Below are 10526 nucleotides of genomic sequence, written 5' to 3' on the forward strand. Positions count from 1 at the left end.
GACCGGTACCGGTCTGTCGAACTACTCCATCACCTATGCCACGGGGACGCTGACGGTGAACCCGGCAGCCCTGACCATCACCGCATCGAATGCCACCAAAACCTATGGCACCAGTGCCAGCCTGACCGGCTTCACCAGCAGCGGTCTGGTGAACAGCGACAGCATCAGTGCCGTCAGCCTGACATCCTCGGGCAGCGGGACAACGGCAAGTGTCGGTAGCTATACAATCAGCGCTGCCAGCGCGACCGGTACCGGCCTGTCAAACTACTCCATTACCTATGCCGACGGCACGCTGACGGTGAACCCGGCAGCGCTGACCATCACCGCGTCAGGGGCCAGCAAGACCTATGGCACCAGTATCAGCCTGACCGGCTTCACCAGCGCCGGTTTGGTTAATGGCGATGTCCTCAGCGGTGTGAGCCTGAGTTCTGCCGGTACCGGCACGACGGCCAATGCTGGCAGTTATTCCATTGTGGCATCCGGGGCGACGGGCACCGGCCTGTCAAATTACTCCATCACCTACGCCAACGGCACGCTGACGGTGAGCCCGGCAGCCCTGACCATCACCGCGTCGAATGCCACCAAGACCTATGGCACCAGTGCCAGCCTGACCGGCTTCACCAGCAGCGGTCTGGTGAACAGCGACGTGATCAGTGCCGTCAGCCTCACCTCTACTGGCGGCGGTACCGCCGCCAATGTCGGCAGCTATACAATCAGCGCCGCCAGCGCGACCGGCACCGGCCTGTCAAACTACTCCATCACCTATGCCAACGGCACGCTGACGGTGAACCCGGCAGCCCTGACCATCACCGCGTCGAATGCCACCAAGACCTATGGCACCAGTGCCAGCCTGACCGGCTTTACCAGCAGCGGTCTGGTGAACAGTGACAGCATCAGTGCCGTCAGCCTGACATCCTCGGGCAGCGGGACAACGGCAAGCGTTGGCAGCTATACGATCAGCGCCGCCAGCGCGACCGGTACCGGTCTGTCGAACTACTCCATTACCTACGCCGACGGCACGCTGACGGTGAACCCGGCAGCCCTGACCATCACAGCGTCGAATGCCACCAAGACCTATGGCACCAGTGCCAGCCTGACCGGCTTCACCAGCAGCGGTCTGGTGAACAGCGACGTGATCAGTGCCGTCAGCCTGACATCTTCGGGCAGCGGGACAACGGCAAGCGTCGGCAGCTATACAATCAGCGCCGCCAGTGCCACCGGTACCGGCCTGTCAAACTACTCCATCACCTATGCCAACGGCACGCTGACGGTGAACCCGGCAGCCCTGACCATCACCGCGTCAGGGGCCAGCAAGACCTATGGCACCAGTATCAGCCTGACCGGCTTTACCAGCAATGGGCTGCTGAACAGTGACAGCATCAGTGCCGTCAGCCTGACATCCTCGGGCAGCGGGACAACGGCAAGCGTTGGCAGCTATACGATCAGCGCCGCCAGTGCGACCGGCAGCGGTCTGTCAAACTACTCCATCACCTATGCGACCGGCACGCTGACGGTGAACCCGGCAGCCCTGACCATCACCGCGTCAGGGGCCAGCAAGACCTATGGCACCAGTGCCAGCCTGACCGGCTTTACCAGCAACGGTCTGCTGAATAGCGACGTGATCAGTGGGGTCAGCCTGAGTTCCAGCGGCGCCGGCACGGCGGCCACTGTCGGCAGTTACTCCATCGTCGCGGCCAACGCGACCGGCACTGGTCTGGCGAACTACTCGATTACCTATGCCAATGGTACGCTGACAGTAAACCCGGCGGCGCTGACCATTACGGCATCGGGGGCAACCAAGACCTACGGCAGCAGTGCCAACCTGACCGGCTTTACGAGCAATGGGCTACTCAACAGTGATAGCATCAGTGCCGTTAGCCTGACCTCTACTGGCGGCGGTACAGCAGCCAATGTCGGCAGCTATACGATCAGCGCCGCCAGCGCGACCGGTACCGGCCTGTCAAACTACTCCATCACCTATGCCGACGGCACGCTGACAGTAACCCCAGCAGCCCTGACCATCACGGCCAGCGGTGCCACCAAGACTTATGGTGACACCATCAACCTCACGGGCTTTACCAGCAATGGGCTGCTCAATGGTGACAATGTCGACGGATTGACTTTGTCTTCTACCGGTTCGTCCGTTACCGCCGGTGTCGGCAGCTACACCATTGCCGCATCTGGGGCTACTGGCTCCGCGATATCAAATTATTCTGTCACCTATCTCGATGGGACGTTGGCCGTTACTGCCAGGGCTCTGACTGTAACAGCGGCGGATGCCACCATGGTCTATGGCAGCGGCGTTGCCTTGACCGGCTACACCGCCAATGGTCTCGTCAATGATGATACGGTCACCGGCGTTTCGCTGCGCAGCGACGGGGAGATGGGACGTGCCGGGGTCGGCACCTTTGTGATTAACGCCTCGGCAGCCCGTGGGGAAGGCCTGTCAAACTATGCCATTACCTATGCCAGCGGCACATTGACTGTTCAGCGGGCAGAACTGACCATTACAGCGGCCAATCAGGTCAAGGCCTATGGTCAGGAATTGGCACTGACGGGCTTCACAGCGTCGGGTCTTGTCAATGGCGACACGATTGGCGCGGTCGTGCTGTCCAGTGATGGTGCCGCCGCGAATGCCGCGCTTGGTACCTATTCGGTAAGGGCGAGCGGGGCGACGGGCACTGGCCTGAACAATTACAATATCAGCTACGCTGACGGGTCGCTGACCGTTGGAAAGGCGGTGCTGACCATCACCGCGACCAATGCCAGTAAGGTTTATGGCAGCAGTACCAACCTATCCGGCTTCTCCGTATCCGGCCTTGTGGGCGGAGACAGTGTCAGTTCGGTTACCCTGTCCAGTGCAGGTCTTGACGCAACTGCGGCTGTCGGGACCTATGCCGTCACCGCCAGCGGGGTCCGCGGTTCCGGCCTCGACAATTACGCTGTTTCCTATGTCAACGGTTCGCTGACCGTGACGCCGGCCGCGTTGACCGTGACCGCCGGCAATGGCAGCAAGGTCTATGGCAGCACAACGACTTTGACCGGGTTCAGCGTCGCCGGGCTGCTGAACAATGACAGCATCGCCGCTGTTAACCTGTCCAGCGCAGGTCTTGACGCCGCCGCCGCTGTTGGCACCTATGCCGTCCGCGCCAGTGGCGCGACCGGGGCCGGCGTCGGCAACTACACCATCACCTATGTCGATGGGCAGATGTCGGTAACGCCCGCATCGCTGACCATAACGGCGGGCAATAGCTCCAAGATCTACGGCACCAGTGCCGCTCTCAACAATTTCACCAGCAGCGGTCTGCTGAATAGTGACAGGATCGACAATGTCGTCCTGTCGAGCAGCGGTGCCGATGCTGAGGCCAGCGTTGGGACCTACCGGGTCTCCGCGTCGGGGGCATCGGGTGCCGGTCTTGGCAATTACACCATCACCTATTTGGACGGCAATCTGACGGTCGACAAGGCGACGTTGACCGTCCGGGCGAACGATGTAAGCCGCACCTACGGTACCGGCGGGAGCGGGTTGGCCGGTTTCAGTACGTCCGGTCTGGTCAATGGTGATCAAGTAACGGGCGTCAGCCTCTCCGGTCCGGCCATCGATGTCACGACGCCCGTCGGCCGCTATGACATCAACGTGTCAGATGCGACGGGCACAGGTCTTGGCAACTACACCATCGTCTATGCCGGTGGCACGCTGACCGTCACACCGGCGGCCTTGACCATCACCATGGCAGATGTTGCCAAGACCTATGGTCAGACGGTGGGGCTCACGGGCTACAGCGTGTCGGGCTTGGTCAACGGCGACAATGTCACGGGTGTCAACCTTTCCAGCGCCGGTACCGCCGCCACGGCCGCAGCCGGAACCTACGCCATTAATGGCGGGGGGGCGACCGGTATTGGCCTGAGCAACTATACGGTCAATTATGTCAGCGGAACCCTGACCGTAAACCGCGCCCCCCTGACCGTCACCGCCGGCAGCAGCAGCAAAATCTATGGTCAGACAGCCACCCTCACGGCCTTCACGGCCACCGGCCTGGTGAATGCTGACCGGGTGACAGGTGTCAGTCTGTCCAGCACGGGCAGTGCGTCCACGGCATCTGTTGGCACCTATGGTGTCACCGCATCGGCAGCAACCGGAAGCGGCCTGTCGAACTACACCATCACTTATGCCAACGGTACCCTGGCGGTAACGCCGGCGGCGTTGACCATCACGGCCAGCGGCGCCACCAAGACCTATGGCGGCAGCCTGTCCTTGACGGGCTTCACCAGCAATGGGCTGGTCAATGGCGATAATGTCGGCACCGTGGTCCTGACATCCAGCGGGACGGCAACCACGGCGTCTGTCGGCACCTATACCGTTACCGCATCGGGTGCCAGCGGCACTGGCTTGTCCAATTATACGATCAACTATGCCAATGGCATCTTGACGGTGACACCTGCCGCACTGACCATCACCGCAGGAAATGCAAGCAAGGTGGCCGGTACCGACCTGGTGTTGTCCGCCTTCACGGCCAGCGGTCTTGTAAACGGTGACAGCGTGCAGCAGGTGACCCTTGACAGCCCTGGCGCACCCGCTGCGGCGGCGGCTGGCAGCTACGTCATCACTGCGGCCAACGCCAGCGGCACGGGGCTTGGCAACTACACGATCCAGTATCAGCCAGGCACTTTGACCGTAACAGCACCGGCCCCCGTGTTAACGGCCAGCACGGTTCAGCGTCAGGTGGTGGCGGCCATTGTGCCGACAGCCAGCCTGGCCGCACCCCCGACAACCGCCCTGGCTCCGATTGCCAGTGCCGCGCCGACCAGCACGGTTACAACGAACACCGCATCGACGAGTTCCACCGCTTCGACGACCAGTTCTTCTTCTTCGTCTTCCTCCTCGACATCCACGTCTTCGTCCGGCGGAACCGCAGTCGAGGCAACGGGCACGACAGGCGGTTCCACGGCGACCGGCCAAAACCTGCCCGTCGCCGTGGCTGGATCGGACGGCGGTGGCGTCTATGAACAACTGCAAATGACCTCTGACCCCATCAAAGGCACCGAGCAAGATGAGCGTAAGTAATAATGTGGACTTCTCCATCCCTGTGGTGGAGCGTGCCGGCGCGGTGTTGATGGAGATCGGACGGCGGGTACCGGCATTCGCGCAGGGTTTGCACCTGCAATCCGCCGGCAAGCTGGCCGAGGCGCGCAGCATTTTTCTGCAACTGACGGAACGGCCGGAACTGACAGCCCCCAGCCTTCACCAGCTCGGCGTGATTGCGGCGTTTGAGGGCGACAATATGCGCGCCGCCGGTCTTTTCGAACATGCCTTAAAACTGGAACCTGAAGAACCGCTCTATTACTGCTCGCTTGGTACGGTGTTCGAACGGGTGGGCGATCTGCAGCGCGCGGCGGCGGCCATGGTCAATCTAGCGGTCATGCTGCAGACCAAGGGCCGACATGCCGATGCGATCCCGCTCTATAACCGCATCCTTCATCTGTCGCCGCTGAATTACTCGGCCTGGGTCAATATGGGGACCGGGCTTGCCTGGATAGGTCAGTCACGTGAGGCCATTGTTCCCCTGATTATTGGGGTCATCCTGTTCGGCCGTGTCCTTCCGGAAGCACGCGAACTGGGGAACCAGCTTCTGGACGAACTGGGGGACAGGCTGCCCGAACTCACGGCAGCCCTTGCCCAGTTGCCGGATGGCATGCCCGATGGAAGGCTGGAGCGACTGGAAGAGGTGTTGCAGACGCTCGACAAGGCGCTGCGCACAGCCGGGTTCATCGATGCTACCGTCGTGGCGCTCAACGTTGCCCTGAAACTGGCGCCTGGCAATGCGTTGGCCCGCTGGAACCACTCGCTGGCCTGCCTGGCCCGGGGCGATTTCGCGACCGGCTGGGCGGATTACGAATGGCGCTGGGTCTGGGATCAGTTCCCGGAGCCGCGTCGTCTTTTGTCCGCCCCGCGCTGGCAGGGGGAGGCACTGGAGGGCAAGCGGATCTATGTGTGGGGTGAGCAGGGGTTCGGCGACATTCTGCAATTCACACCACTGGCCCGTATCCTGAAGGAACGTCATGGCTTGGCCGAGGTGATCCTGGAAGTATCGGCTCCGTTGGCCCGTCTCTTATCCTCGGTGCTGGATGAGCCAGGCTTCCGTGTTGTGTCGCGTCCGGACAACCCGCATCAGTTCAGCATTGATGACGTGCCTGACTATCATGTGCCGCTGCTCAGCCTGCCGCATATGCTGTCGCTGCGGGTGCCGGATCTGCCATTGCTACCTGGCTGGCTGACCTTGTCAGAGGCGGAGGTGGCGCGCGGTGCCACGCTGCTGCCGCCACGACAGGAAGGCAAGCGCCGCATTGGGGTGGTCTGGGCCGGCCGGCCACAGCATTCTGAAGATGCGCGCCGTTCCTTGCCGCTATCCCTGTTGGGCTCTATTCTGGATGCCGTACCGGATGCACAATGGATCTCGTTGCAGGTTGGTCCTCGTGCGGCCGACTGTCTGGCCTTTAAAGGCCGGCTGCATGATATGAGCCCGCTCCTGAAGGATTTCATCGACACGGCCGCGGTGATCGCCAACCTGGATCATGTCGTGGCTGTGGATACAGGCGTTGGTCACCTAGCCGGTTCCATGGGGGCGCCTGTGTCATTGCTGCTGGCCCATTCGGTTGACTGGCGCTGGGGCATTGGGGGCGAGCGCTCTCCCTGGTACCCTAATCACCGTGTACACCGGCAAACGGCCTTGGGCGACTGGAACAGCGTGATCACCGCGCTGCGCGAAGAGCATTCAGCACCCGTCACCGACGCAGGACCACCGGCCCTCCCTCGGCGGAAAAAGTCCAGCACCGCTGCTGACAGTTAGATATCAGCAGCGTGGGGGCCGTCGAATAAACGGAACCTCACTGCCTGCTCAGGCCATCACGGGTCCGGCATGTTCAGGACCAGTTCGACCAACTGTGTGGGCCGCGTCGGAGATGCGGTCCACCACATGCGACCCGGTGCGCGGGCCCGGTGAGCAAAGCCGCGTTCACCGCAAGGGCAGTTGCGATCCCTTCCACCAGCCGGATGATCGAAAGCTTGTCCGACGCGCGCCATCTCATGCCTTGTGGCACCCATCCGCGATCAGGCTCTTTTTGAGCTGGCGGTTTTCCAGGGTCAGATCGGCGACTGGTTCCTTTGGGGTGCGCATCTGGCGCCGCGGGTCGCGGGACCCTGTCAAAGCAGTCGGTCACATTCGACCAATGGAGGGGCCGGACAGTGTAAGTTGTCCTGCAATTCCAAGCCTATTCATATTATCGTCAACGCATGCCTGATCGTTTGCTCCTCCGTAACGCCGCGTCTTTGCCAAGTGCTCTGCACTTGACGCTTCTGCATGACCACCTGCTGAAGGTTGATGCTTTGCTGGATGGCAGGCCGCCATCGGCCGTCCGTGAGCCTATGGAAGCCCTGTTTCTGGAGGCTTTGGCAGCGTTCGATATCTGCCAATACAATATCACGATGCGGCACCTGAACCCCGCAACACCACAAGGCGTTACATGGTCGATTGACGGGAACCTGGGCATTATCAGCCCTTATATCCGCAAGCCCTTTGCCTTTCATGGTTCGCCGATCCTCCGGCAATCCATGGTGCGCCGGCATGAAAACGCCATTCTGTGGGGTGGGCCGCCAGAACCGGAAGAGCGCCGACATCTCTGTCCGCAGGAGTTGGCGTTCGAGGACTTTTTCGCCGACCACCAGTATTTCATCGGCGCCAGCCTTTCCTTGCCTGACCTGGTGGAGCCATCGCCCTGGCGCATCACCATGGGGCTGCGCGCGACGCCCGGTGTATCCAGGGCGATATGGGAGCCGGCATTTCGGCAGAATGAGTGGCTGATCTATGAAATTGCCCTGCATTTCTGCCATTTCCTGCTAGGGCTGCCGGGATATGTTGCGGGCATGCATTACCGGCATCGGGCAGAGCGCGCGGCTGCGGTCCAGGAGCGCGGCGGTCTGCTGGCGGCTTTGCAGCGGCGAGATAACCGTCGGACAGAGCTGACGAAGGTTGCCAATGTCTATTATTTGGGTCGGACGGTCGCCCCCCCCCTCCCAGTTGTCGTCGCAGTTCCGGCCCCGCCAGCCCCGTCGGCAGCGGCGGTCATCCAACGAATTGTTGACGACCTGGCCGGGTCCGTCCGTCACCACCTTCCACACTATTCCAGGCTCGATCAGCTCCTGTCCCAGGTGCAACAGGCCTTAATGGAGGGGACCAGCGGCGGCGGCGCGTCGCCTCAGGCCGATCCTGACCGCTTGCCTGATCACGCGCCAATGCTCTACATGGACCGCGTGAACCGGGACCAGAGCATTGTTGAGTTCATGCGCGACGCCTGGATGCCCTGGATCCGGTCCGGGCTTTTGACCCGACCTGATCTCCGGCGTCTTGACCCGCAAGCCTATATGGCCATGGCCAACTGGCTGCGGCGCAACGATTGGCCCGCCGACCTGCCGATCCCGACAAAGTCGGAGACCGTGACAGCGGAACTGTCCGACCCCGCCCGCCTGCGCGAGGCGCGCCGCTTGCTGCGGGCGCATCGCGGGCGGCGGAAGGGTTAGGCCTTTAGATCAGATCATAAAGCATCGTGTAGTTAGAGATTGGGTCCGAAGCGAAAACCTTCACGTAATATATCCCTGGCTCTACTCTTGCGTTTAGCTCAGTCGAAGATAAAGAGCTGTGAGATAGTTCAACGCCGGTTATGCTCTCAAGCTTTGTTGAGAGGCCACCTTGGGTGCTGTCAGAAAATTCGATGCGCAGGTTCCCAGGCTCTGTCACTTTAATCTTGAAATAATCGATTTGGTCAGTGACACCAACAACATCCGTTCTGAATATTGTATTTGTCTTATTTATATTACCAATATCAACGGCCATATTGCTCGTGTTGCCAACAGCAGTGATAATTTTTTTGATATCATCTCCCACGAGGACCATAGGCATGACAATATTAATAAGTGTTTCTAAATCGATAGCTTGCCCATACTCCTCCCGAACACCAACCAATACGTCCAGAAATAAGTTATACTTTACGTCTGTATTAAGCGTCATCATTCGATTTATAAGACGCTGATCACCCTGATATGTCGAGAGTACGATAGAGGTATCTAGGTCTGTCTGCATGTCCAGTAAATTTTCTGAATACAATTTATCTATTACTTTCTTTATAAGCTCAACATCACTATTGTAATTAGGTTTTTTCTCCATAATAAATGAGTATTTGTGATTCGTTCCATTGGGATTTGGTTGCACACCAGGAAAGTCGAATACAATTGTGCGATCAGAGACTTTTTCGTTCCCACTCCAATTTGAATCTCTGTACGAAACTAGATATTTGTATACATCATTCTGTCTGAATACCTGAACATTAGTAATAATTCCAACGTGTCCATAAACATCATCAACACCAGATGCGCCGGGTTCAAAAACAAGTGCCGCGCCGATTTTTGGAATATTATAATCGACATGGAATCCAGCAGCAACTGCTCCATTATCCATTGTCCATGCACCAAATGCACCTGATTTTTTATCATTTGGATCAAGTGTACCACCGAGGGTATTTACCAAATTTCTTAGGTCCTCGCGAACATTTCTAGCATAGACGGCGCATTGTCCTCCAGTGGACCCAACGCCTGGCAAATCAGCTCTGTTTACGTCGGCGTTCTCTACGTAAGTTGCTGCTTTGAATGTTGAATTATACTCTGTCTTCAGTTGGGCGACCATAGATGCAGCCGCTTGACCATCATCATTACGAATAGTGCCGGTGGCCGAAGCGGTGATGATGGTGGCGCCGTTCGTGGCGCCAGACAGGGTGACGGTGAAGGCCTCGTTCTGTTCGACGGCGGCATCCCCGGCGACATTCACGGTGATGGTCTTTGTCGTCTCCCCGGCAGCAAAGCTGACCGTGCCACGCGGCAGGGTGCCACCCTGGAAATCGGCACCGGTCACGGCAGAGCCGGTGACAGCGAAATTGGCGGTCACCGCGCTGCTGGTATCACCGCCACGGGTGACGGTGAAGGTAAAGGGCGTGGTGCCGCTGTTGCCCTCGGCCTTGTCGGCCCCCCCATTGGCCCCGGCGGCGATGGCCAGGGTGGCCGGTGTCGCCGTGTCATCATTACGGATGGTGCCGGTCGCCGAGGCGGTGGTGATGGTGGCGCCGTTGGTGGCGCCAGACAGGGTGACGGTGAAGGCCTCGTTCTGTTCGACAGCGGCATCCCCGGCGACATTGACGGTGATGGTCTTTGTCGTCTCCCCGGCAGCAAAGCTGACCGTGCCACGCGGCAGGGTGCCACCCTGGAAATCGGCGCCGGTCACGGCAGAGCCGGTGACAGCGAAATTGGCGGTCACCGCGCTGCTGGTGTCACCCGCCCTTGTGACGGTGAAGGTGAAGGGCGTGGTACCGCTGTTGCCCTCGGCCTTGTCGGCACCCCCATTGGCCCCGGCCGCGATGGCCAGGGTGGCGGGGGTGGCATTGTCATCATTACGGATGGTGCCGGTGGCCGAGGCGGTGGTGAT

The 10526-nt window shown here is 60.0% G+C and carries 4 protein-coding genes; 3 read left to right on the forward strand and 1 reads right to left on the reverse strand.

Annotated features, from left to right (window positions below; genetic code table 11):
* The 3 genes from CHU95_RS22255 to CHU95_RS01020 form a co-directional block, all read left to right on the forward strand.
* A partial coding sequence (locus tag CHU95_RS22255; protein WP_165771930.1) for a beta strand repeat-containing protein occupies window positions 1-5065 on the forward strand: 5065 nt, incomplete at its 5' end.
* Window positions 5052-6848, forward strand: coding sequence for a tetratricopeptide repeat protein (locus CHU95_RS01015; protein ID WP_094452842.1), 1797 nt, complete (start codon window positions 5052-5054; stop codon window positions 6846-6848). The genes CHU95_RS22255 and CHU95_RS01015, both read left to right, overlap by 14 nt.
* A 497-nt stretch (window positions 6849-7345) precedes the next feature.
* Window positions 7346-8575, forward strand: a complete 1230-nt coding sequence (locus CHU95_RS01020; protein ID WP_101749354.1) for a hypothetical protein — start codon at window positions 7346-7348, stop codon at window positions 8573-8575.
* 4 nt (window positions 8576-8579) lie between these two features.
* On the opposite strand, the gene CHU95_RS01025 is transcribed toward CHU95_RS01020, so the two are convergent.
* Window positions 8580-10526 (reverse strand): Calx-beta domain-containing protein (locus CHU95_RS01025; RefSeq protein WP_133065366.1); only part of this gene is annotated, 1947 nt, incomplete at its 5' end.

The organism is Niveispirillum lacus (genome assembly GCF_002251795.1).
Taxonomy (GTDB): domain Bacteria; phylum Pseudomonadota; class Alphaproteobacteria; order Azospirillales; family Azospirillaceae; genus Niveispirillum; species Niveispirillum lacus.

Bases quoted from the DNA above. Each gene is read 5' to 3' on its own strand.
- CHU95_RS01015 (WP_094452842.1), top strand. From the start codon at position 5,052: ATGAGCGTAAGTAATAATGTGGACTTCTCCATCCCTGTGGTGGAGCGT.